Below are 22,772 nucleotides of genomic sequence, written 5' to 3'. Positions count from 1 at the left end.
CAGCCATGCCCGGCGGCAATCGTTCGCGGCCGGGCACCTTTGATCGAGGACACGATATGCGCCACACCCTTCTCGCCGCTGCGGCGACGCTCGCCTTTATCACCCTGCCCGCCCATGCCCAGGATGGCGACGCCCAGGAACCGGCAATGGCACCACCCGCGATGACGGTGCCGGAAGCCGAGGTCGTCACGCCCACGCCCATGTCGGCCGCCGCGCAGGGCAGCGCGCGCACTGGGCCGAACCGTCGTTTCACGGGAGAGGATCTGTTCGATCTTGCCTGGGCCAGCGATCCGCAGATCAGCCCGGACGGTCGCACCATCGCCTACGTCCGTCGCCAGAACGACGTGATGACCGATCGCGCCGTGCCCTCCATCTGGCTGATCGACACCCGCACCGGGGCGGAAATCCCGCTTGGCAACGGTGACGGCGGTGCGTTCTCTCCCGTGTGGTCGCCCGATGGCACGCGGCTCGCCTATACCTCCACGCAAGGTGGGGCTGCGCAATTGTGGGTGCGCTGGATGGACAGCGGCACGCAGGTGCGGCTGACCGGCCTGCCGTCGAGCCCTTCGGGCATCGCCTGGTCGCCCGACGGACGGCAGATCGCCTACACCATGCAGGTGGACGATCCCGCGCCCAGCTTCGGCACCGCACCCGCGAACAAGCCCGAGGGCGCGCAATGGGCCGCGCCATTGGAAGTGACGGACCTGCTCACCTTTCGCGCTGACGGCGCGGGCGTGCTGACGCCGGGCTATTCCAAGATCTTCGTCATTCCCGCCACCGGCGGCGCGCCGCGGCAGCTGACCTTTGGCACCAACCACGATGACGGGCCTCTCAGCTGGACACCCGACGGCCGCCGCATCCTGTTCGGCGCCAACCGCAATGCCGACTGGCAGACCGACCCGGTGGAAGGCGACATCTGGTCGCTCGACGTCGCCAGCGGCGCGCTCACCCGCCTGACGAACCGCGACGGGCCCGATGCTGCTCCCAGCGTTTCTCCCGACGGGCGCATGATCGCCTATCTCGGCAACGATGACGATGGCCGCGCCTACCAGCAGACCGAGTTGTACGTGATGGCGCTCGACGGTAGCGAAAGCCGCCTGCTGACGGGCAACTGGGACTACGATCCCGGCGGCATCACCTGGGATGCGGACGGGCGCGGCATCTACGCCCAGTATGACGACAGCGGCGAGACGTTCGTGGCGCGCATCGGCCTCGACGGCGCGGCGCGCGTGGTTGCCAGCGGGCTGGGCGGCGGCTCGCTCGACCGACCCTACACCGGCGGCAGTTTCTCGGTGGCGGAGGACGATACCATCGCCTTTACCGGCGGCACCGCTCAGCGGCCGGCCGAAGTGCAGGTGGTTCGCGCTGGCGGCGAGGCGCGGATGCTGACCAACCTCAACGCCAGCCTGCTCGCCACCAAATCCCTTGGCGAGGTGCGCCGGATCGCAACCCCTTCCAGCGTGGACGGGCGCGAGGTCGAAGGCTGGCTGACCTTGCCGCCGGGCTACGTCGAGGGCACGCGCGTGCCGCTGATCCTGGAAATCCACGGCGGCCCCTTCGCCGCCTATGGCCCGCATTTCGCGACCGACAACCAGCTTTACGCTGCCGCCGGCTACGCCGTGCTATCGGCCAATCCGCGCGGGTCGACCAGCTATGGGGCAGAGTTCGCCAACTTCATCGACAAGAATTACCCCGGCGACGATTATCACGACCTGATGAGCATCGTCGACGCCGCCATTGCCCAGGGCGTGGCCGATCCCGACCATCTGTTCGTGACCGGCGGATCGGGCGGCGGGGTGCTGACCGCCTGGATCGTGGGCCAGACCGACCGCTTCCAGGCCGCGGTCACCCAGAAGCCCGTCATCAACTGGACCACCCAGGCGCTGACCGCCGATTCGAGCGCGTATTTCGGTCCCTATTGGGTCGGTGGCTATCCGTGGACCAATCAGGAGGCGTTCTGGGCACATTCGCCGCTGTCGCTGGTCGGCAACGTGGAAACCCCCACGATGGTGGTCGTCGGCGCCGAGGATTACCGCACCCCGGTGAGCGAATCGGTGCAGTATTACTCCGCGCTGCGGCTCGTCGGCGTGCCGACCGCGCTGGTGCAGGTGCCGGGCGCCAGCCACGGCGGAATTGCCGCGCGCCCATCGCAGAGCGCCGCCAAGGCCGCGGCGATCCTGGCCTGGTTCGAACGCTACCGCGATGGGTGGGAACGCCCCGCGCAGTAACGAAAAAGGGGCGGACCTTCGCGGCCCGCCCCTTCCTTGCGACCCTGTGGGCCAGGGTTATTCCCTAAATGCCGTCGACCGCCTTGCTGACGAGGATGTTCACCGCCACCCGGCGGTTCTGCGCGCGTCCGGCTTCGGTAGTGTTGTCCGCCGTGGGGTCAGCCTCCGCCATGCCGGTCGGGGTCAACATGCGCCACGGCTCCCAACCGCATTCCTGCTGGAGGTAGTTGACCACGCGGGTGGCGCGCCGTTCGGACAGCTCCTGGTTGAATTCCTGATCGCCCACGTCATCGGTGTAGCCGACGACCAGCAACAGCGCGTTGTCGGTGGCCTGCGCCTGCGCGGCGGCCTGGCACAGGTTGACCTCGTCACTGGTGTCGAGACCGTGGCGGCCCGTATCGAAATAGACGTTGGTGGTGCCGTGGATATTGTACTGGTCGATGTTCGCCACGCGGCCCCGCAGCGCCTCGGTAGCGGCGGTCTGTTCGGCGAAACCCTGGGCCGTGCCGTTGGCGATCATCGCCGCGATCTGCTGGTCGGAGTTGTCGTAGACCACCCGGCTGGCGATCAGGCTGGAACCCCACTGCACGGTATCGACGCGCACGGGCAATCCGTTCAGCAGGGTGTTGGCGGCCCGCTCGCTGCGGGCCAGGCCAAGGAACCCGCCGCGCGAACGCACCTCCGTGGCTTCGGACAGGCGCACGTCGGTGGTGGTGCCGTCCGCGTTGGTGATGCGCAGGGTGGAACCGTTGCGCGCCGCGATCATGCCCTCCACCTCGGGACCGTCTACCATGCCAGAGAGGTCGGAAGGTACATCGGCAGTAACGGTGATGTCGTTCGCCGTGGCGTAACGGTCATCCATGTTCTGCGCGGCGGCCGGTGCGCTGGCCGCCGCGATGACGGCAAGCGCGGTCATCCCGGCGGCGAACCGGCCGGCGTGGTTTGGGGAAGATGTCATCGGTGTTCTCCTTCAAAGACAATTCGCCCCCCGAATTGCCCGTACAGCCCTGTCGCTTGCGCGAACCGCTGTCTGGATGAACCCTGCTGGCAGATGAACGAAATTGGCCGCCCCACCCGCGCCCGGGACGGCTTGCACACGCGATGCGACGAAGCGTTAACGCACGTTGACCCTCCGGTTGAAGAGAATCAGTCGAACCCGACGCCGAGGAAGCCGGGCATGGGACCGTTCCACTCCCCTGGCGGCACAGGCTGATCGTCGGGATTGCGGCGCTGGCGACTGTCGTTGGCCCGATCGTCACGGGGGCGGTCTTCACGGACAGGCCGGTCTTCACGCACAGGCCGGTCTTCACGCACAGGACGGTCCGCGCGCACGCGTTCTTCACGGGCGGGCCGTTCGGCCTTGCGCGGCGCGCGGGCCTCGCCCTGCTCCTCACGCTGGCGGCTTGCCGACCGGCTGCGCGAACGGGTCGGTCGCTCGTCAGCGTGGCGATCTTCGGTTTGATCGGTGCCCGTGTCGTCACGTTCGGCGGCCGGCTTTGCGGCGGGTGCTGGCAGTTCGACGCGCACGTCCTTCTTGCCGAACACGGCAACCTTGGCGCCGGTCAGCTTTTCGACGTTGTCGATCGCCTCTGCATCTTCCGGCGCGACGAAGGTGAATGCGCGGCCCTTGTTACCTGCGCGGCCCGTGCGGCCGATGCGGTGGACGTAATCGTCCGGGTGCCATGGCGTATCGTAATTGAAGACATGGGACACGCCCTTGATGTCCAGGCCGCGCGCGGCGACGTCGCTGGCGACGAGGATGTTGATGCCCCCGTCCTTGAAGCGCTGCAATTCCTTGTTGCGCGTCGCCTGGTCGATATCGCCGTGAATCTCGCCGCTGGAGAATCCCGCGCGCTGCAGGCTCTTGTTGAGGTCGCGCACGGTGGTCTTGCGGTTGGCGAAGACGATGGCGGTTTCCACGAGGTCGTTCTTCAGCAGCCAACGCAGGGTCGATTCCTTGTCACGGTTGGCGACGGGCACCTTGAACGCGGTAATGTTTTCGTTGGTGGACGCCGCGCGACTCACCTCGATCCGCTTGGGGTTGGTGAGAAAGGTCTTGGCCAGCTTGGCGATGGGCGGCGGCATGGTGGCCGAAAACAGCATCGTCTGCCGGTTCTCCGGCAGCTTGGAACAGATGAATTCGATATCGGGGATGAAGCCCATGTCAAGCATGCGGTCCGCCTCGTCGATCACCAGCAGTTCGCAGCCGTTGAGCATGATCTTGCCGCGCTCGAACAGGTCCATCAGGCGTCCGGGCGTGGCGATCAGCACGTCGACACCCTCGTTCAGCGCCTTGAGCTGGTCGCCCATCTGCACGCCGCCGATCAGCAGCGCCATCTTCAGGTCGTGGTTCTTGCCGTACTTCTCGAAATTCTCGGCCACCTGCGCCGCCAGTTCGCGCGTGGGCTCCAGGATCAGGCTGCGCGGCATCAGCGCGCGGCGGCGGCCGCTGGCCATGATATCGATCATCGGCAGCACGAAACTGGCCGTCTTGCCGGTGCCCGTCTGGGCGATGCCGATGATGTCCTTCATCATCAGCACGGGCGGGATCGCCTCTGCCTGGATGGGCGTGGGCACGGTGTAACCCGAATCCTCCACGGCCTTGAGCAATTCGGGCGACAGGCCGAGATCGGCAAAAGTGGTCAAATTAATGGTTTTCCGGATATTGGGGCAGCCGGGCGACATGCCCGTTGCGCAAGCTGTGCGCGCCCTATGACGCAAGTGGGCGAAAAGTCAAGATTTACGGATACGCAGCCTTGGGGAAAGCGATCAGTCCGCAGCGGCGACCAGGCGAGTGAACCCGGCGACCTGACAACCGGCCCCCGCACGCGACTGCAGGCGGTCGCGATCGACGCACAGTCGCCCGTCCTGGTTCCGCTCGATATAGAAACCGGCATAAAAGGCCCGCGCACTGCACCCGTTCTCCAGCGCGGCGGCCAGGATCTGCCGCTCGTCGGTGTAGAACAGCAGGCGATTGTCGGGCGTGGGCTGCACGCCGACGACGCTGCCGGGTTCGATGCAGTTCCCGTGTTCGACCTCGGCATAGCGGGCGCGCATTTGCCGGCGCGGCAGTTCGGACATCATGGCATTGCGCGCGGCGGGCGCGGCGGGGCCGATGCGGATCACCACCCGGCGCTCGATCCGCACTTGGTTGCCCCACTGCGGTTCGCGCGCGCGGCCAAGCACGTCGAACGGCGCGCTGGCGGCCGGCTCGAACCCCATCGTCGGCACGCTCTGGCCGGCTGCCTGACCGCCCGGCCGCAGGGGCGAAGCGTCCTGTGCCACCAGCCCGCCCGCCAGGAAGGGGGCAACAAGGGCAGCGGGCGCGAGGAGGATGGCGAGGCGTTTCATATGGTAGGCGGCGATCCCTAGCCTTGCGGATTGAATGATGGCTTAACCCCTTGCAAGCCTTTGCACTGGCGCCCTGGGGCTGGCATCACTGCGCAGATGAGCAGCAAGACCTTCCTCGATGCCGCGCGCGCGCTGCTGGGCGAGCGTGGCCTGACGACCGATCCCGATCTCGTGGGCCCGTGGCTGACCGACTGGCGGGGGCGCTTCACCGGGCGCGCGCTGGCCCTCGCCTCCCCCGTATCGACCGCGCAGGTTGCGGACCTGGTGAAGCTGTGCGGCGAACACGGCGTGCCCATCGTGCCCCAGGGTGGCAACAGCGGCATGTGCGGCGGCGCCACGCCCGACGCAGGCGGCGAGGCGATTTTGCTCTCCCTGCGGCGGATGAACACCGTCCGCTCGCTCGACGCGGGCGCAAAACGCATCGTCTGCGAGGCAGGCGTGATCCTGCAGACATTGCACGATACAGTCGCCGGCACCGGCCTGCGCTTCCCCCTCACGCTGGGCGGCAAGGGATCGGCCACCGTCGGCGGGCTTGTCTCCACCAACGCTGGCGGCACGCAGGTGCTGCGCCACGGCTCCATGCGCGAACAGGTGCTGGGGCTGGAGGCGGTGCTGGCCGACGGGTCGATCTTTACCGCGCTGGTGCCGCTCAAGAAGGACAACCGCGGCTGGGATCTGAAACAGTTGCTGATCGGCTCCGAGGGCACGCTGGGGATCGTCACAGCGGCGACCTTGCGGCTGGTGCCCGAGGTGGCCGAACGCGTGGTGATCTGGGCAGGCGTGCCGTCGCTGGAGGGTGCCCGCGACCTGCTGCTGCATTGCGAGGATGCGGCAGGCCCTGCGCTGGAAGGGTTCGAGGTGATCGCGCAGTCGACGCTGGACGACGTGGTGAAGCACATTCCCGGCGCGCGCGCGCCACTGGCGGGCCGCCACGCCTGGCACACGCTGATCGAACTTGTCGCGGACAACGCCGGCGCTGCCGCCCTGCCGCAAATGGCGCAGGCCATGCTGGAAGACGCGCTGGGCAAGGGCTTGCTTCAGGATGCCGTTGTCGCCGCCAATGAAACGCAGGCGGAGGCCTTCTGGACCCTGCGCGACTCCATCGCCCCTGCCGAGCGGGAGAAGGGGCCGGCGGTGCAACACGACATCTCGGTGGCGGTGGAGGCAATGCCCCGCTTCGTCACCACGGTCGTGCCGGTGATCGAGCGCGACTGGCCCGGCACCGAGGCGGTCGCCTTCGGCCATCTGGGGGACGGCAACGTCCACTTTCACGTGATTGCGCCGCCCGGGGTCGATCCGCTTGCCTGGCACGCCGGCGATGGCAAGGCAATCAGCGCGCAGGTCTATGATCTGGTCAGCCAGTGGGGCGGGTCCATCAGTGCGGAACATGGCATCGGCCAGCTGAAGGTGGGCGAGCTGGGGCGGCTGGGCGACCCGGTTCATCTTGCCCTGCTGCGGCAGGTCAAGCATGCGCTCGACCCGCGCGGCCTGCTGAACCCCGGCAAGCTGGTGCCGCCGGCCGATACGGCCAGCCACATGCTTGCACCCAAAGCCGCCAGCCTCTAAGGGCGGCAACCTGCCTTCAGGCGCGAAGGGATTTCGGGCTCGCCCCGGCTCTGCGCGCCAACCGAACCATCCTTGCCGGAGAGACGACATGGCCAGCGCGCCGAACCCCACCCTGCCCCTGCTCTACAACGATCTCGTGCCGCTCAACAGCAACCAGCACGGTGACTGGAAGGGCCGCACCACGGACAAGGCGCCGTGGATCGCCAAGCAGCACGCCATTCCGCTGACGGTGGAGGAATTCCCCATTGCCCAGCGCGATTTCCCCATCGTGTTCTCCGTTGGCGATCGCCCCGTTCCGCTGGCGCTGATGGGCCTGAACGAAGGCGTGAACGTGTTCTTCAACGATGACGGTTCGCCGATCGGACAGCCCTACATCCCCGCCTACGTGCGCCGCTATCCGTTCCTGCTCGCCCGCCTGCAGCCCGACAGCGACAACCTGTCGCTGTGCTTCGACCCGCAGAGCGAGCTGGTCGGCGCCTTCGACGAGGGCGAGCGCCTGTTCGGCGAGGATCTGCAGCCCAGCACGCACACCCAGAACCTGCTCGCCTTCTGCGAGAAGTTCGAGGAAGCCGGCACTCGCACCCAGCAGTTCATGGACGAGCTGAAGAAGCACGACCTGCTGATGGACGGCGAAATCTCGATCCAGCGCCGCGACGCGCCGGACCAGCCGTTCACCTATCGCGGCTTCTCGATGGTCAACCAAGACAAGCTGCGCGAGCTGCGCGGTGACCAGCTGCGCACGTGGAACCAGAACGGCCTGCTGCCGCTGATCTTCGCGCACCTTTTCTCGCTCAGCCTGATGAGCACGATTTTCGCCAAGCAGGTGGACCTGGGCAAGGGCCCGGTCTCCGCCAACATGGTGAACGGGGCCGCCGGCCAGCCGGCCAGCACCCCGGTCGTCGACGGCCAGTAATCCTGCCGGCGCCTGTTTTCGAAACCGGTCGCCGAACAGCACGGAATTTGCGACAAGGCGCGGCCTCGCAAGGGTCCGCGCCTTGCGTTTGTCTCTTGAACTTTTGCGGCAATATCCCATCTTGGATAGGTCCGATCGGCGCTCCCCTCATGGCCTGATCGGATAGTGTACTTCGGTACACTTCCTCCCTGAACCTTGGCCACCTCGTGCGTAATGCGCGAGGTGGCTTTTTCTTGGGCTCTCGGGATCGGGGCTATTCCGCCGCCTGCTTCCAGTGTGCAGAGCCGCCGGCGATCTCTCCCGCCAGCCGCCGGACCAGCCCCGTGACGAGCGCAACCGTCCCGCCCAGGCCGACCCCCGGTTCACGCATGGCCAGGTCGAGATAGAGGGAGCGACACACCTCCAGTTGCAGCGCGCCGATGCCGCGCGCCGGGTTGCCGTGACGATCGAGGCCGTAGCCGCCGGCGTAGGGCCGGTTGTGCGCCGCGCGCACCCCGTTCGCCGCCAACCAGTCGAGCGCCGCCATGGTGACGCGCCCTTCGCACGATGCGCCGAAGCGATCTCCGATCACGTAGTCGGCGGCGGGGTCGGCCCCCGTCTTGGGCCCCAGCGGCGGCATCGAGTGCAGGTCCAGCAGCAGCGCCGCGCCCCATTTGTCGCGCAAGGCTTCCAGCGTAATCGCCAGCGTCGCATGGTAGGGCTCGTGCACCTGCGCGACCCGTTCCGCCAGTTCGGCGGCGGTAAGCTGCGTGCTCCACAGTTCCCCCAGCCCCGGAAGGCGGCGCGGCACCAGCCCCAGTCCGCTGCGCGATCGGCACCCGGCGGCCATCCGCGCACGTTGATTTGGCTTACCACCCACAACCATGTCCCAGTCCACATCGTCGGGCGAGCGGTTGAGGTCGATCATCGCGCGCGGGGCGTGCGCCACCAGCAGGGCCGCCCCCGTCGTGCGCGACACGGCCTTCGCGACCAGGTCGATGAAGCGATCCTCCAGCCGCAGCGATGCCTCGCGTGGATGGCGCAACCGTCCGGCCAGGGCATCGGGGTAATGCCGGCCTGCGTGGGGGACGGCGATCAGCACCGGAAGCGCCAGCGACTGATGGCGTTGCAGGGAAAATGCCGGGATGGCCGTTGTGCCGGGAATGGTCCCCGGCGCGGTGTGTGCCGAATCACCGCGGGTTGTCTCGATCTGGTCCATGCCGCGTCTGAGGTGGCGACGATTATGCCCTGTGTCAAAGCTGGCCACCCGCCAGAGCGGACAAGACTTTTTCAAACCTTCGACCGTAATGGGGCGACCGGCGTATGGGGCGACCGGGCAACGATGAACGAGAGAGACGACGCATGATCCGTATCCTGCTGGCCGAAGACGACACGGCGATGCGCAGCTACCTGACGCGCGCCTTGGAGAAGGCAGGATATTCGGTGGTCGCGGTCGCCTCGGGCATCGAGGCGCTGCCGATGATCCGCACCGAGATCTACGATCTGCTGCTGTCCGACATCGTGATGCCGGAAATGGACGGGATCGAGCTGGCCCAGCACTGCAACGAGATCAGCCCGCAGACGAAGGTGATGTTCATCACCGGCTTTGCCGCCGTATCGCTGCGCGCGGGCCGCGAGGCGCCCCACGCCAAGATGCTGTCAAAGCCCTTCCATCTCAATGACCTGGTCATGGAAGTGGAGCGCCTGTTCGAAGACGAGATCGCGCTCTCGCTGTAGTCTGTCACCGGCAAGGGGCAAAGCACTTGCAACAGTGAAGTGGCGGCGCTAGATGGCCCGCCTGTCGCCCACCCTGACGGGGCGGGCATGGCACGCGAATGGTGCGGGCGTATAGCTCAGTGGTAGAGCACTATGTTGACATCGTAGGGGTCGCAAGTTCAATCCTTGCTACGCCCACCATTCGCTTCCAGCCTCTTTCGATCTAGCCGCCGCGCCGCTCCAGGTGGTGGCGCGACATGGCCTCGATGCTTTCCAGCTCGGCGATGGTCTGGTCGATGGCATCGCGCTGATGGCGCAGTTCCGACAGGCGGTGACGGGTCGCCTCCAGCATCAGGCTCGCCTGCACCACCTGATCGGGATCCTGATCGTAGAGCGACAGGAATTCACCGATCTCGCGGATGGAGAAGCCCAGCCGCTTGCCCCGCAGGATCAGCTGCATCCGCCCCATCTCGCGCTTGGAATAGGCCCGCATCGTGCCCACTCGCTGCGGCGAGATCAGGCCCTTGTCCTCGTAGAAGCGCAGCGTGCGCTGGGTCACGGCAAGCGCCTCGGCCGCCTCGGCGATGCTTTTCAGAGGCTCCGACCCCTGGGCCTCGTGCATCCTGCTGACACTGTCGGGCATCACGCGCCTGCTCCGCCCGCGGCGGTGGCTTCACGTCTGGCACGTTCCTCGGCGACCAGCGCCTTTTTCTCCAGCTTGCCGACGAGCGTCTTGGGAAGCTCAGCCCGAAACTCGTAGGAATCGGGCATTTCGATCTTGTTGAGCCGCATCCGCAGAAAGGCGTCGAGCGTGCCCGCGTCCAGTTCCTCACCCTCGTGCAGCGCAATGAACAGCTTGGGCGCTTCGCCGCGATAGGGGTCTGGCACGCCGATGGCGACCGCTTCCTTGACCGCCGGATGCTCGTAGGCGGCATCCTCGATCGCGCGGGGGTAGACGTTGTAACCGCTGCACAGGATCAGATCCTTGATGCGGTCGACGATGAACAGGTAACCATCCTTGTCGAGATAGCCGATGTCGCCGGTGCGCAGTGACTTGCCGAAGAAGGTCTTCTCCGTTTCCTCCGGACGATTCCAGTAGCCCTTCATCACCTGCGGCCCGCGTACGCAGATTTCGCCGCGATGATCGGGGCCGATGCCCGTCACGAGATTGCCTTCCTCGTCGCGCAGTTCGACCACCGTGTGCGGAAAGGCCGGGCCGGCGGAATTGTCCTTCACCGGCGTGCGGCCAAGCAGCGGGTTGCTGGTGACGATCGGGCTCGCCTCGGTCAGGCCGTAGCCTTCTGCCACCGGACTGCCGGTGCGCTTCTCATACTGCTGGCGCACTTCCAGCGGCAGCGGTGCCCCGCCCGAAATGCTGGTGCGCACGGTGGAAAGATCGGGCACCTTGTCGTCGGGCAGGCTGCCGAGCGCGTTGTAGATCGTGGGCACGCCGAACATCTGCGTCGGCGGCTTGCGCTTGATGGTTTTCAGCACCTCGTCCATCTCGAAGCGCGGCAGCAGCACCAGTTCGGCGGCGGTCTCGATTCCGAAATTGAGCACGCAGGTCAGCGCGAAAACGTGGAACAGCGGCAGCACGCCCAGCGAGCGTTCCGGCACGTCGCGCTCCTCCCCCAGGTGCAGCAGCATCTGCGCGGCATTGGCGGCAAGGTTGGCATGGGTCAGCATCGCACCCTTGGGCCGACCGGTCGTACCGCCGGTGTATTGCAGCACCGCAACGTCATCGGGCGTCTGGCCCAGTTCGACGGGCGGCGCGGCGTGCGCGGCGAGGTCTCGGTAGGCGATGTAGGCAATGCCGGCGCGCTTCTTCGCCAGCGCGGACCGCTTCAGGGTGCGCAGTCCCACGGATTTCAGGAACGACAGCACGTCGGCCATCGGGCACAGCACGATGCCTTCCAGCGCGCCCTGCCCCCAGGCCGCCGCGACCTTTGCGTGAAGCAGTTCGAGATCGGGCACCGCCACCCACTTCGCCCCCGAATCCACGACAAGGAAGGCAAGTTCGTCCTCGGTGTAGAGCGGATTGATGTTCACCACCGTTCCGCCGGCGCGCAGCACCGCGAAGTAGAGGATGACCGAATAGGGGGTATTGGGCAGGCACAGGCCGAACCGATCGCCCTTGGCCAGCCCGCACGCCTGCAACCCCGCGGCCACCCGGTCGACCAGCTTGCCGACCTCGCCATAGGTCCATTCCCGGCCGAGGAAGTCGATGCAGATGCGTGCGGGAAACTTGCTTACCGCCCGGTCCAGCAGCTCGGTCAGCAGGCGCGGGCGCAGGCTGCCATCGGCCGCCAGGATGCGGCTGGTATCGATCGGATGCGATGCGGCCGTTTCGGCAATCATCGTGGCTCTTCCCTCTTCATTCCGGCACTTGATTTGCTTTCCCCTAACGTATACGTCAGGTAACAGACTTTATCGTAAGCATTCGACGCGAAAGGTCAATCCGCGCGTTCGAATCGCAATAAATGAAAACCGGAAAGGCACACAGCACATGACCGATGTCGTCATCGCGGGTTACGTCCGCTCTCCCTTCCATCCCGCCCATCGCGGCGCTCTCGCCAAGGTGCGGCCCGACGACCTGGCCGCCAACACCATCAAGGGTTTGATCGAGCGAACGGGCGTGAAGGCCGAGGATATCGAGGACCTGGTGCTTGGCTGCGCCTTCCCCGAGGGGGAGCAGGGTTTCAACCTCGCGCGTCTCGTCGTGCTGCTGGCCGACCTTCCGCAGTCCATCGGCGGCATCACCATGAACCGCTTCTGCGGCAGTTCGATGAGCGCGGTCCACTATGCGGTTGGCCAGATCAAGGCGGGCGCTGGCGAGGTGTTCATCGCCGCCGGTGTCGAGGCGATGAGCCGCGTGCCCATGACCGGGTTCAATCCCATGCCCAACCCCAAACTGGCGGGCAAGAGCGCGGCCTACGTCGGCATGGGCGATACGGCAGAGAACCTGGCAAAGAAATACGCCATTGACCGCCCGACGCAGGAAGCATTCGCCGTCGAGAGCCAGCGCAAGGCCGGCGAGGCCGTGCAGGCGGGCAAGTTCAAGGACGAGATCGTCCCCTACACCCTGGATGACGGCACCGTGGTCGATGTCGACGGCACCCCCCGCCCAGACACCACCGCCGAGGGCCTCGCGGGCCTGAAGCTGGCCTTCGATGCCGAGGGCACCGTCACCGCCGGCACCGCCAGCCCGCTGACCGACGGCGCCTCCGCGCTGCTGGTGTGCAGCTCCGACTATGCCGCGCGCAACGGCCTGACCGTTCTCGCCAAGATCAAGAGCATGGCCATCAGCGGCTGCGCGCCCGAGATCATGGGTATCGGCCCGGTCGAGGCGAGCAGGAAGGCGCTGGAACGCGCCGGCCTCACCATCGACGATATCGACGTGGTCGAGCTTAACGAGGCGTTCGGCAGCCAGGCACTCGCCTGCATCGGTGACCTCGGCATCAAGGCCGATCGCATCAACATCGATGGCGGCGCGATTGCCGTGGGCCACCCGCTCGGCGCCACCGGCGCACGGATCGTCGGCAAGACGGCCAGCCTTATGAAGCGCGAAGGCAAGCGCTACGGCCTCGCCACCCAGTGCATCGGCGGCGGCCAAGGCATCGCCACCATCCTGGAGGCCGCGGAATGAGCGCCCCTGACAACAAGGATGGAACCATCAAGAAGGTCTGCGTGATCGGCGCGGGCACCATGGGTGCCGGCATCGCCGCGCAAGTGGCCAACGCAGGCGTTCCCGTGCTGCTGCTCGACATCGTGCCCGAGGGCGCGACCAGTCGCAACGCGGTGGCAGAGGGTGCCGTCGCCAAGATGCTCAAGACCGACCCCGCCCCCTTCATGGGCAAGCGCGCGGCAAAGCTGGTCGAGACCGGCAATATCGAGGATGACCTCGCCAAGGTTGCCGAGTGCGACTGGGTGGTCGAGGCGATTATCGAACGGCTCGACATCAAGCAGGACCTCTATGCAAAGCTGGAGGCGGTCCGCACCCCCGGCACCGCGGTATCGAGCAACACCAGCACCATTCCGCTGGCGCAGCTGACCGACGGCCGCAGCGAGGATTTCAAGCGCGACTTCCTGATCACCCACTTCTTCAATCCGCCGCGCTACATGCGCCTGATCGAGATCGTGGCCGGTCCTGAAAGCGATGCCGAAACCGTCGCGCGGGTGCGCGATTTCGTCGATCGCAAGCTGGGCAAGAGCGTGGTCAATGCCGAGGATTCGCCCGGCTTCATCGCCAATCGCGTGGGCACCTTCTGGATTCAGCAGGCGGTCAATTCCGCCTTCGAACAGGGTATCAGCGTCGAGGAAGCGGACGAGATCGGCGGCAAGCCGATGGGCGTGCCCAAGACAGGCGTGTTCGGCCTGATCGACCTCATCGGTATCGACCTGATGCCGCACCTGATGAAGTCGCTCACCAGCACCTTGCCCACCGACGACCCCTATCAGAAGATCGCCCGCAGCGAGTCCCTGATCGAGGCGATGATCGCCGAGGGCTACACCGGCCGCAAGGGCAAGGGCGGCTTCTACACGATGGAAAAGGGTGCCGACGGGTCGCGCACCAAGATGGCGAAGGACCTGAAGAGCGGTGAATACCGCGCCGCTGCGCGTCCGGGCCTGGTGCGCGGGTCTGCCGCCAAGGGCGACCTCCGGGCGCTGATCTCGCAGGAGGGGAAGGTCGGCGAATACGCCTGGTCCGTGCTCGGCCCGACGCTGGCCTATGCCGCCGCCATCGTGCCCGAAGCCACCGCCACGGTGACCGGCGTCGATGATGCCATGCGGCTCGGCTACAACTGGAAGGCCGGCCCGTTCGAGATGATCGACACCATCGGCGCTGCCCATTTCGTCGAGCGCCTGAAGGCCGACGGCATCGCCGTGCCGCCAATCCTCGAGCAGGTGGGTGACGGCACCTTTTACCGCATCGAAAACGGCAAGCGACAGTATTTCGGCACCGATGGCGCCTACCACGACATCGAGCGTCCCGAGGGCGTGCTGTTGCTGGAGGACATCAAGCGCACCGCAGAGCCGCTGCTGAAGAACGGCAGCGCCGCGCTGTGGGACGTGGGCGATGGTGTCGTCGCGCTGGAATTCACCGGCAAGATGAACGCGCTGGACGAACAGGTCATGAAGCTGATCGGCCAGGCCGTTCCGCTGGTGGCCAAGGACTACAAGGCGCTGGTCGTCTACAACGAGGGCTCCAACTTCTCCGCCGGGGCCAACCTCGGCCTTGCCATGTTCGCGCTCAATATCGCGGCCTGGGGCGAGGTCGAAAAGCTCATCAAGGGTGGGCAGGATGCCTACAAGGCGCTGAAGTACGCCCCCTTCCCCGTCGTCGCCGCGCCCGCGGGCCTCGCGCTGGGCGGTGGCTGCGAGGTGTGTCTCAACGCCGATGCCGTCCAGGCGCACGCGGAAACCTACATCGGCCTCGTCGAGACCGGCGTAGGCCTGATCCCCGGCTGGGGCGGCTGCGGCGAGATGCTGAGCCGCTGGCAGGACGACAAGCGCCAGCCGCGCGGCCCCATGCCCGCCGTCAGCAAGGTGTTCGAGATCGTCTCGACCGCCACGGTCGCCAAGTCCGCTGCCGAGGCAAAGGATTACAAGTTCCTGCGCCAGGACGACGGCGTGACCATGAACCGCGACCGCCTGCTCTACGATGCCAAGAGCCGCGCTCTGGCCATGGTCGATGGCTACACCCCGCCCGAAAAGCCCGAGTATCGCCTGCCCGGCCCCGCCGGCGCGGCCGCGCTCAAGCTGGCAGTGGACAGCTTCCGCAAGCAGGGCATCGCCACCCCGCACGACGGGACGGTTGCGGGCGTGCTCGCGCACATCCTGACCGGGGGCAACACCGACGTGACCGAAGTGACCACCGAGGCCGACCTGCTCAAGCTCGAGCGCGAAGGCTTCATGAAGCTGGTGCGCGATCCCAAGTCGCAAGCCCGGGTCGAGCAAATGCTCGAGACCGGCAAGCCGCTCCGTAACTGATTGACCCCTCGAAAGGACCTGTCCCATGCAAGTCTATGATGCTCCCATCCGCGACATGCGTTTCGTGCTGGAGGAACTCCACACCGACGACGGCTTCGGCGATCTCGAAGGGTTCGAGGATTTCGACGAGGACATGCGCTCCGCCATTCTGGAGGAAGCAAACAAGCTGTGCCGCGACGTGCTCTTGCCGCTCAACTGGCCCGGCGATCAGCAGGGCTGCCGGATCGAGAACGGCGTTGTCCGCACGCCCGACGGTTTCCCCGAAGCCTACAAGGCGTTCTGCGAAGCGGGGTGGGCCGGCCTCGTGGTCAGCCAGGAATGGGGTGGCCAGGGCGCGCCGCACAGCCTTGCCAAGATGGTCGAGGAGATGAGCTGTTCCACGAACCTCAGCTTCGGCCTCTACCCCGGCCTCACCGGCGGGGCGATGGTTGCGCTGGAGGCCTATGGCTCCAACGATCTCAAGAACCTTTACCTGCCCAAGATGGCGAACGGCGAATGGTCGGGCACCATGTGCCTGACGGAAAGCCACTGCGGCACTGATCTTGGCATGTTGCGCACCAAGGCCGTGCCGCAGGACGACGGAAGCTACCTCGTCACCGGCAACAAGATCTTCATCAGCGCCGGCGACCATGACCTGGCGGACAATATCGTCCACCTCGTGCTCGCCCGCCTGCCCGATGCGCCCGCGGGCGTGAAGGGCATCAGCCTGTTCCTCGTGCCTAAGTTCCTGCCCAAGGACGACGGCACGCTGGGTGACCGCAACGGCGCCGGGCCGACCGCCATCGAGCACAAGATGGGCCTCAAGGCATCGGCCACCTGCCAGATGAGCTTCGAGAATTCCAAGGGCTGGATCGTGGGCGAGCCGAACAAGGGTCTGGAAGCCATGTTCGCCATGATGAACACGGAACGCGTGGCCGTTGGCATCCAGGGCCTGGGCGTGGGCGAGATCGCCTACCAGAGCGCCGTTTACTACGCCAAGGATCGCCTGCAGGGCCGCTCGCTCTCGGGCACCAAGAACCCCAATGGCCCGGCCGATCCGATCATCGTCCATCCCGACGTGCGGCGGATGCTGATGACCATGCGCGCCTACAACGAAGGCTGCCGCGCGCTCAGCGCCTGGGTCAGCCGGGCGCTGGATGCAGAGCACGCCGCGAAGGAGCCGGAAGCCCGTGCCCGTGCCAAGGACCTCGTCGCGCTGATGACGCCGGTGGTGAAGGCGCTGTTCACCGATCTCGGCCACGAGAGCGCGCACCTGGCGGTGCAGGTCTACGGCGGCCACGGCTACATCCAGGAAAGCGGCGTGGAACAGTTCGCCCGCGATGCCCGGATCGCCATGATCTACGAAGGCACCAACGGCATTCAGGCACTGGATCTGGTCGGACGCAAGCTGCCCGATCGCATGGGCCGCAACCTGCGCAGCTTCTTCCACCCGGTCAGCCAGTTCATCGAGGACAACGGCGCGGATGCGAACATCGGCAGGCTGGTCGGCGCCTTGCAGCAGAGCTTTGGCGCGCTGCAACTGGCCACCGGGCACATTGCTCAGAAGGGCATGAAAGACCCCGAGGAAGCGGCCGCCGCGGCGACAGACTACCTGCGCCTGCTCGGCTTCGTTGCCATGGGTTTCTGCTTCGCCAAGGCGGCCAAGGTCGCCCATGCGAAGCTGGCAGAGGGCACCGGGGACGAAGCGTTCTACAAGGCCAAGCTGGTCACCGCGCAGTTCTTCTTTGACCGCCTGCTGCCGCCAGCCACCGCCCAGTTCATGGCGATCCGCAGCGGCAAGGCGAGCATGATGGACATGCCGGCGGAAGCGTTCTGATGACCGCCGGGGCGATGAACGGCCTGGTCGAGGCCTTCGCCGCGCGGTTGCGCATCCCGGCGATCGTCGCCCCGATGTTCCTCGTCTCCGGACCGGACATGGTGGTGGAAACGTGCAAGGCGGGCCTGTGCGGCACGTTCCCGGCGCTCAACCAGCGCACCTCGGAAGGGTTCGAGGAATGGCTGGTCGAGATACAGGACCGCCTCGGCCCTGACGATGCGCCCTACGGCGTCAACCTGATCGTCCACCAGTCCAACCCGCGGGTGATGGCGGACCTCGAACTGTGCGTGAAGCACAAGGTGCCGCTGATCATCACCTCGCTCGGCGCGGTGCCCGACCTGGTACAGGCCGTCCATTCCTATGGCGGCATCGTGTTCCACGACGTGATCATGCGACGCCACGCGGAAAAGGCCGCCGAGGCCGGGGTGGATGGCATCATCGCGGTCGCCGCAGGTGCGGGCGGGCACGCGGGCACGTTCAGCCCCTTCGCCCTCACCAGCGAGATCCGCGAGGTGTGGGATGGCGCACTGATCCTCTCGGGATCGATGAGCCACGGCGGCCACGTCCTGGCAGCAGAGGCAATGGGTGCGGATTTTGGCTATTTCGGCAGCCACTTCATCGCCGCGACCGAGAGCATGGCCTCGGCCGAGCAGAAGGCCATGATGATCGGCGCCACCGCCAAGGATATCACCTATACCGACAAGGTGACGGGCGTGGGCGCCAACTTCATGACGCCCAGCCTCGCCTCGGCCTCGCACGAACACGCCGGGCAGATGTCGTTGAACGAGGAAGCCAGGGCGTGGAAGACCGTGTGGTCCGCCGGCCATGGCGTCGGCGCGGTGCGCGATGTGCGGCCCACGGCCGATCTCGCCGCGCAGCTGATCGCCGAGTATGACGCGGCCAAGGCGAAAATCTGCGCGTGACCGGCACGATGCGCCCGGCGCCGCGTTGAATGCACGAATGAATGACGTCACCGAACTGGTCGCCCGGAACGCTGTGGCCCTGCGACCGCAGGGTGTGCCGCGCATCAATGCCCTCGGCACCGCGACGCCAGCGCGTGACGCGCATATCCCCTACACCGAGTATGCCGCGCGCCAGATCACCGATCCGCGCGAGGAAAAGCTGTTCCGCCGGATGACCGACCGCGGCGGCATCGACCACCGTTACTCGGTGCTCGAACCCGCCGACATCGCGATGGAGGCAGGCAGTTTCTACGACGCCGCCCATCCCACAGGCACCGCCGGGCGCATGGCACGCTACGCGGCAGAGGCGCCGGAATTGGCGCTGGCGGCGATCGGCAAGTTGCCCGACCTTGCAGGCGTCACCCACATCGTTGTTGCCAGCTGCACCGGCTTCATGGCCCCAGGTCTGGACCAGGTCATCGCCCGCCGCCTCGGTCTTGCAAGCGACGTCGAGCGCATCTCCATCGGCTTCATGGGCTGCTACGCCGGGATCACCCTGCTGCGCACGGCGGGCCACATCGTGCGCGGCAACCCGGCGGCGCGGGTGCTGGCCGTGTCGGTCGAGTTGTGCACCCTGCACCTGCAGGACGGCGCGACGCTGGAACAGCTGCTGGCCATGGGCCAGTTCGCCGACGGAGCCGCCGCCGCGCTTGTAACCGGCAGCGGGCCGGGGCTGGTTCTGGGCGAAGGCCTTTCCGCCGCGCTCGACGACAGCGGCGACCTCATCACCTGGACCATCGGCGAGACCGGGTTCGTCATGCACCTGTCGGGTGCCGTGCCCGGTCGCCTCGCCGAAGCGCTGGCTGACGAGCACATGGCCGAGAAGCTGCGCGCGGGCGGCGAGCCCGATGCATGGGCGGTCCATCCCGGCGGCAAGTCGATCCTGGACGCTGTCGAGCGCGGCCTTCACCTGCCTGCCGATGCGCTGGACGCCTCTCGCGAAGTTCTGCGCGAAGTGGGCAACATGAGTTCCGCCACCGTCCTGTTCGTTCTTCAGCGGATGATGGAGCAGCGCCCACGCAACGGCCTCGCACTCGCTTTCGGGCCGGGCCTGGCGATGGAAGGCGTGCGCTTTCACTGGGACCAGGAGAGATGAATGCCCGGCTGGCAGAGCGGCTCGACACCGAAGAGCTGATGGACGATCCGGCGCTGCCTGAAGCCACCTATCGCGCGGTGCTGGCCGACCTTGCACGGGTGAACCGCGCGACCCTGGCCTATCGCCCCACCCTCGCCTTTCTCGACCGCGCGCTGGCGGGACGCGACAGCGTTCGCCTGCTCGACGTCGGTTATGGCCAGGGTGATATGCTGCGCCGCATCGCCGCCTGGGCCGAAACGAATGGGAAGAAGGCCGAACTGGTCGGCGTCGATCTCAACCCCAACAGCGCCCTTGTCGCGCGCGAGACGACGCCCGAAGGTGTGCCGATCCGCTACCACACCGGCGACTATGCCGATCTCGTCGGCGGCGGGTGGGACGTGATCGTCTCCAGCCTGGTTGCGCATCACATGGGCCGCGAAGAACTGGTGCTGTTCCTGCGTTTCATGGAAGCCGAAGCGCGCGCCGGGTGGTTCGTGAACGACCTGCACCGTCACGCCGTCAGCTATGCGGGCTATCCGCTGCTCGCCTGGGCGGCGCGTTGGCATCCGATCGTGCGCGCCGACGGCCGCACCTCCATCGCCCGATCATACCGCCCCGCCGAATGGCCCGCCCTGCTTGCCGAGGCCGGCGTTACGGGCGCGCGGATAGAGCGGCATTTTCCCTTCCGCCTGTGCGTATCGCAGACCCGCTAGTTCTCGGCGCAGGCCCGGCGGGGTGCGCGGCGGCGATCCGACTGGGCCAGACGGGCGCGATGCCGTTGCTGATCGACCGCGACGCTGACGTCGGCGATCCCCTGTGCGGCGGATTCCTGAGCTGGCGCACGGCGGAGCAGTTGCAGACGCTGGGCCTCTCTCCCGCAGCACTCGGCGCGCACCGCGTGGCTCGGTTGCGGCTGTTCGACGGCCCGCACCAGGCCGCGCTGGACCTGCCGCACCCCGCATGGGGCCTGTCGCGCCACGCGCTGGATACTGCCATGCGCGCCCGCGCCCTGGCGGTCGGCGCGCGGCTGGATTTCGATACGGTTCGCGCCATCGAGGGCCTCACGGTCGAAGGGCGCGTCGCCAGTTACCGACCGCAGAGCCTGTTTCTCGCCACCGGAAAGCACGACGTGCGCGGACAATCCAGGCCCCGGTCCGCCAACGATACCGCGCTCGGCATCCGCCTGCGCCTGCCGCACACGCCGGAGCGTCAGCGCCTGCTGGGCGGCGCGATCGAGTTGCACCTGTTTCCCGGCGGATACGTCGGCATCGTGCTGCAGGAAGGCGGCAGCGCCAACCTGTGCCTGGCCATGCGAAAGAGCGCGCTGGCCGATGCCGGCGGCTCGCCACAGGCCCTTTTCGCGCAGCTTGCACGCGACCACCCCGCCCTCGCCGCCCGGCTGGGAGATGATTGGCGACAGGTGCGCTGCGACACCATCGGCGCCGTCCCCTACGGCTTCATCGCGAAAGACACGGCGCCCGGCCTGTTCCGGCTGGGCGATCAGGCGGCGGTCATTCCTTCGCTCGCGGGCGAGGGTATTTCCATCGCGCTCGCCAGCGGAGTAACCGCCGCGCAGCACTGGCTGGCGGGGGGAGCCGCCGCAGCGCCCGTCTACCAGCGCGCGTTTGCCCGGCAGGCCCGGTTGCCCGTCGCTCTGGCATCGGCGGCGTGGCACGCGGCGGAAACCCGCATCGGTGCGCGCGCCGCACTGGCCCTGGCGCGCCTTGCCCCCGCCCTGGTCGCCGGATTTGCCGACCGGGCGCGGATTGCCGCCCCTTCCCTTGCGTGACGGTAGGCGTCTGCTAGGACGCGGCCAAATCCGCCTTTTCTACCACGTTTTCTACAGGGACACCCGATGGCCAAGATTCAGGTAAAGAACCCCATCGTCGAAATCGACGGCGATGAAATGACCCGCATCATCTGGGAATGGATACGCGAACGGCTGATCCTGCCCTATCTCGACGTGGACCTGAAGTATTACGATCTGAGCGTGGAAAAGCGTGACGAGACGGACGACCAGATCACCATCGATTCCGCCGAGGCGATCAAGAAATACGGCGTGGGCGTGAAGTGCGCCACCATCACCCCGGACGAAGCGCGGGTGGAGGAATTCAACCTCAAGAGCATGTGGCGTTCGCCAAACGGCACGATCCGCAACATCCTGGGCGGCACGATCTTCCGTGAACCCATCGTGATCGACAACGTGCCGCGCCTGGTGCCTGGCTGGACCGATCCCATCGTCGTTGGCCGCCACGCGTTCGGCGACCAGTACCGCGCCACCGACACGCTGATCCCCGGCGCTGGCAAGCTGCGCCTGGTGTTCGAGGGTGACGATGGCCAGACCATCGACCTCGACGTGCACACGTTCGAGCAGCCCGGCGTCGCCATGGCCATGTACAACCATGACGAGAGCATCCGCGACTTCGCCCGCGCCAGCTTCAACTACGGCCTCGACCGCGGATGGCCGGTGTATCTCTCGACCAAGAACACCATCCTGAAAAAGTACGATGGCCGCTTCAAGGACCTGTTCCAGGAAGTGTTCGACACCGAGGGCTTCAAGGAGAAATTCGCCGAAGCGAAGATCATCTACGAGCATCGCCTGATCGACGACATGGTCGCCGCCGCACTCAAGTGGAGCGGCAAGTTCGTCTGGGCCTGCAAGAACTACGACGGCGACGTGCAGTCCGACGTGGTGGCACAGGGCTTCGGCTCGCTCGGCCTGATGACCAGCGTGCTGATGACGCCCGACGGCAAGACCGTGGAGGCTGAGGCCGCGCACGGCACCGTGACGCGCCATTATCGCCAGCACCAGCAGGGCAAGGCGACGAGCACCAACCCCATCGCCAGCATCTTCGCCTGGACGCGCGGCCTGATGTACCGCGGCCGGTTCGACGGCACGCCCGACGTGGTCAAGTTCGCCGAGACGCTGGAGCGCGTGTGCATCCGATCCGTGGAATCCGGCAAGATGACCAAAGACCTGGCGCTGCTGATCGGCCCGCAACAGCCGTGGATGACGACCGAGCAGTTCTTCGAGGCCATCGTCGAGGGGCTCGAGGTCGAAATGAAGGCACAGGGACTCGGCTGAGCCGATGCCCGTTCGGGCAAGCCGCCGCCGCCACGCTGCAATCCATGCAGCCTGGCGCGGCGGTGACGATGCGCTGTTTATCGGAGTACC

18 protein-coding genes and 1 tRNA gene are annotated in these 22,772 nt (G+C 66.7%); 13 read left to right on the top strand and 6 right to left on the bottom strand.

Annotation, left to right across the window (positions count from 1 at the left end; translation table 11 throughout):
* Nucleotides 1-56 precede the first annotated feature (56 nt).
* Complete coding sequence (locus GRI62_RS04280; protein WP_373282994.1) at nt 57-2,228, top strand: alpha/beta hydrolase family protein; 2,172 nt, start codon at nt 57-59, stop codon at nt 2,226-2,228.
* A gap of 64 nt (nt 2,229-2,292) precedes the next feature.
* Here GRI62_RS04280 and GRI62_RS04275 read toward each other — a convergent pair whose 3' ends face one another.
* From GRI62_RS04275 to GRI62_RS04265, 3 genes are all read right to left on the bottom strand, one after another.
* The gene (locus GRI62_RS04275) at nt 2,293-3,186 is read right to left on the bottom strand and encodes an OmpA family protein (protein WP_131452162.1); all 894 of its coding nucleotides are present in this window, start codon (nt 3,184-3,186) and stop codon (nt 2,293-2,295) included.
* A gap of 188 nt (nt 3,187-3,374) precedes the next feature.
* Entirely contained in the window at nt 3,375-4,874 is a 1,500-nt protein-coding gene (locus GRI62_RS04270) for a DEAD/DEAH box helicase (RefSeq protein WP_234027363.1), read from the bottom strand.
* Between the two features lie 123 nt (nt 4,875-4,997).
* Nucleotides 4,998-5,579 (bottom strand): hypothetical protein, encoded by a 582-nt coding sequence (locus GRI62_RS04265; protein ID WP_131452160.1) that lies wholly within the window; start codon nt 5,577-5,579, stop codon nt 4,998-5,000.
* Between the two features lie 96 nt (nt 5,580-5,675).
* Between GRI62_RS04265 and GRI62_RS04260 the strand changes: the two genes are divergently transcribed.
* Together GRI62_RS04260 and GRI62_RS04255 are read left to right on the top strand one after the other, a co-directional pair.
* Nucleotides 5,676-7,145, top strand: a complete 1,470-nt coding sequence (locus GRI62_RS04260; RefSeq protein ID WP_131452159.1) for an FAD-binding oxidoreductase — start codon at nt 5,676-5,678, stop codon at nt 7,143-7,145.
* An 88-nt stretch (nt 7,146-7,233) separates the two neighbouring features.
* Nucleotides 7,234-8,058 carry a SapC family protein gene (locus GRI62_RS04255; RefSeq protein ID WP_131452158.1) on the top strand — a complete coding sequence of 275 codons (825 nt, stop codon included), beginning with the start codon at nt 7,234-7,236 and terminating at the stop codon, nt 8,056-8,058.
* Between the two features lie 253 nt (nt 8,059-8,311).
* On the opposite strand, the gene GRI62_RS04250 is transcribed toward GRI62_RS04255, so the two are convergent.
* Nucleotides 8,312-9,256: an N-formylglutamate amidohydrolase gene (locus GRI62_RS04250; protein WP_131452157.1), complete on the bottom strand. Its 945-nt coding sequence runs from the start codon at nt 9,254-9,256 to the stop codon at nt 8,312-8,314.
* Nucleotides 9,257-9,399: 143 nt separating this feature from the next.
* Between GRI62_RS04250 and cpdR the strand changes: the two genes are divergently transcribed.
* Nucleotides 9,400-9,774 carry a cell cycle two-component system response regulator CpdR gene (gene cpdR / locus GRI62_RS04245; protein WP_131452156.1) on the top strand — a complete coding sequence of 125 codons (375 nt, stop codon included), beginning with the start codon at nt 9,400-9,402 and terminating at the stop codon, nt 9,772-9,774.
* A 105-nt stretch (nt 9,775-9,879) separates the two neighbouring features.
* Nucleotides 9,880-9,954: transfer RNA gene (locus GRI62_RS04240), tRNA-Val, on the top strand.
* 22 nt (nt 9,955-9,976) lie between these two features.
* On the opposite strand, the gene GRI62_RS04235 is transcribed toward GRI62_RS04240, so the two are convergent.
* Nucleotides 9,977-10,396 carry a MerR family transcriptional regulator gene (locus tag GRI62_RS04235; RefSeq protein WP_234027514.1) on the bottom strand — a complete coding sequence of 140 codons (420 nt, stop codon included), beginning with the start codon at nt 10,394-10,396 and terminating at the stop codon, nt 9,977-9,979.
* Entirely contained in the window at nt 10,396-12,111 is a 1,716-nt protein-coding gene (locus GRI62_RS04230; protein WP_131452155.1) for a long-chain-fatty-acid--CoA ligase, read from the bottom strand. Before GRI62_RS04230 ends, GRI62_RS04235 begins: the two co-directional genes overlap by 1 nt.
* A gap of 148 nt (nt 12,112-12,259) precedes the next feature.
* Between GRI62_RS04230 and GRI62_RS04225 the strand changes: the two genes are divergently transcribed.
* From GRI62_RS04225 to GRI62_RS04190, 8 genes are all read left to right on the top strand, one after another.
* The gene (locus GRI62_RS04225) at nt 12,260-13,399 is read left to right on the top strand and encodes a thiolase family protein (protein ID WP_131452154.1); all 1,140 of its coding nucleotides are present in this window, start codon (nt 12,260-12,262) and stop codon (nt 13,397-13,399) included.
* Nucleotides 13,396-15,744 (top strand): 3-hydroxyacyl-CoA dehydrogenase/enoyl-CoA hydratase family protein, encoded by a 2,349-nt coding sequence (locus GRI62_RS04220; RefSeq protein WP_131452153.1) that lies wholly within the window; start codon nt 13,396-13,398, stop codon nt 15,742-15,744. Before GRI62_RS04225 ends, GRI62_RS04220 begins: the two co-directional genes overlap by 4 nt.
* Before the next feature lie 25 nt (nt 15,745-15,769).
* Complete coding sequence (locus GRI62_RS04215; protein ID WP_131452152.1) at nt 15,770-17,560, top strand: acyl-CoA dehydrogenase C-terminal domain-containing protein; 1,791 nt, start codon at nt 15,770-15,772, stop codon at nt 17,558-17,560.
* Entirely contained in the window at nt 17,560-18,483 is a 924-nt protein-coding gene (locus GRI62_RS04210) for an NAD(P)H-dependent flavin oxidoreductase (RefSeq protein WP_234027362.1), read from the top strand. Before GRI62_RS04215 ends, GRI62_RS04210 begins: the two co-directional genes overlap by 1 nt.
* Before the next feature lie 37 nt (nt 18,484-18,520).
* On the top strand, nt 18,521-19,618 hold the full coding sequence (locus GRI62_RS04205; RefSeq protein ID WP_131452151.1) for a type III polyketide synthase: 1,098 nt from the start codon (nt 18,521-18,523) through the stop codon (nt 19,616-19,618).
* On the top strand, nt 19,615-20,310 hold the full coding sequence (locus GRI62_RS04200; RefSeq protein WP_199799902.1) for a methyltransferase domain-containing protein: 696 nt from the start codon (nt 19,615-19,617) through the stop codon (nt 20,308-20,310). The genes GRI62_RS04205 and GRI62_RS04200 overlap by 4 nt, the downstream gene beginning before the upstream one ends.
* Nucleotides 20,289-21,386 (top strand): NAD(P)/FAD-dependent oxidoreductase, encoded by a 1,098-nt coding sequence (locus tag GRI62_RS04195; protein ID WP_131452150.1) that lies wholly within the window; start codon nt 20,289-20,291, stop codon nt 21,384-21,386. Before GRI62_RS04200 ends, GRI62_RS04195 begins: the two co-directional genes overlap by 22 nt.
* Nucleotides 21,387-21,452: 66 nt before the next feature.
* Complete coding sequence (locus GRI62_RS04190) at nt 21,453-22,682, top strand: NADP-dependent isocitrate dehydrogenase (RefSeq protein WP_131452149.1); 1,230 nt, start codon at nt 21,453-21,455, stop codon at nt 22,680-22,682.
* The last annotated feature ends 90 nt before the right edge of the window (nt 22,683-22,772 follow it).

The organism is Aurantiacibacter arachoides (assembly GCF_009827335.1).
Taxonomy (GTDB): Bacteria; Pseudomonadota; Alphaproteobacteria; order Sphingomonadales; family Sphingomonadaceae; genus Alteraurantiacibacter; species Alteraurantiacibacter arachoides.
Note: the sequence above shows the minus strand (reverse complement) of the source record. Positions and strands in the feature narration are given on the sequence as shown.

What these genes read in the sequence shown, in the direction of transcription:
- GRI62_RS04215 (WP_131452152.1), top strand. Translation starts at nt 15,770, where the DNA reads ATGCAAGTCTATGATGCTCCCATCCGCGACATGCGTTTCGTGCTGGAG.
- GRI62_RS04230 (WP_131452155.1), bottom strand. Translation starts at nt 12,111, where the DNA reads ATGATTGCCGAAACGGCCGCATCGCATCCGATCGATACCAGCCGCATC.
- GRI62_RS04220 (WP_131452153.1), top strand. Translation starts at nt 13,396, where the DNA reads ATGAGCGCCCCTGACAACAAGGATGGAACCATCAAGAAGGTCTGCGTG.
- GRI62_RS04190 (WP_131452149.1), top strand. Translation starts at nt 21,453, where the DNA reads ATGGCCAAGATTCAGGTAAAGAACCCCATCGTCGAAATCGACGGCGAT.
- GRI62_RS04255 (WP_131452158.1), top strand. Translation starts at nt 7,234, where the DNA reads ATGGCCAGCGCGCCGAACCCCACCCTGCCCCTGCTCTACAACGATCTC.
- GRI62_RS04235 (WP_234027514.1), bottom strand. Translation starts at nt 10,396, where the DNA reads ATGCCCGACAGTGTCAGCAGGATGCACGAGGCCCAGGGGTCGGAGCCT.
- GRI62_RS04225 (WP_131452154.1), top strand. Translation starts at nt 12,260, where the DNA reads ATGACCGATGTCGTCATCGCGGGTTACGTCCGCTCTCCCTTCCATCCC.
- GRI62_RS04260 (WP_131452159.1), top strand. Translation starts at nt 5,676, where the DNA reads ATGAGCAGCAAGACCTTCCTCGATGCCGCGCGCGCGCTGCTGGGCGAG.
- GRI62_RS04210 (WP_234027362.1), top strand. Translation starts at nt 17,560, where the DNA reads ATGACCGCCGGGGCGATGAACGGCCTGGTCGAGGCCTTCGCCGCGCGG.
- GRI62_RS04265 (WP_131452160.1), bottom strand. Translation starts at nt 5,579, where the DNA reads ATGAAACGCCTCGCCATCCTCCTCGCGCCCGCTGCCCTTGTTGCCCCC.
- cpdR (WP_131452156.1), top strand. Translation starts at nt 9,400, where the DNA reads ATGATCCGTATCCTGCTGGCCGAAGACGACACGGCGATGCGCAGCTAC.
- GRI62_RS04200 (WP_199799902.1), top strand. Translation starts at nt 19,615, where the DNA reads ATGAATGCCCGGCTGGCAGAGCGGCTCGACACCGAAGAGCTGATGGAC.
- GRI62_RS04250 (WP_131452157.1), bottom strand. Translation starts at nt 9,256, where the DNA reads ATGGACCAGATCGAGACAACCCGCGGTGATTCGGCACACACCGCGCCG.
- GRI62_RS04205 (WP_131452151.1), top strand. Translation starts at nt 18,521, where the DNA reads ATGAATGACGTCACCGAACTGGTCGCCCGGAACGCTGTGGCCCTGCGA.
- GRI62_RS04275 (WP_131452162.1), bottom strand. Translation starts at nt 3,186, where the DNA reads ATGACATCTTCCCCAAACCACGCCGGCCGGTTCGCCGCCGGGATGACC.
- GRI62_RS04280 (WP_373282994.1), top strand. Translation starts at nt 57, where the DNA reads ATGCGCCACACCCTTCTCGCCGCTGCGGCGACGCTCGCCTTTATCACC.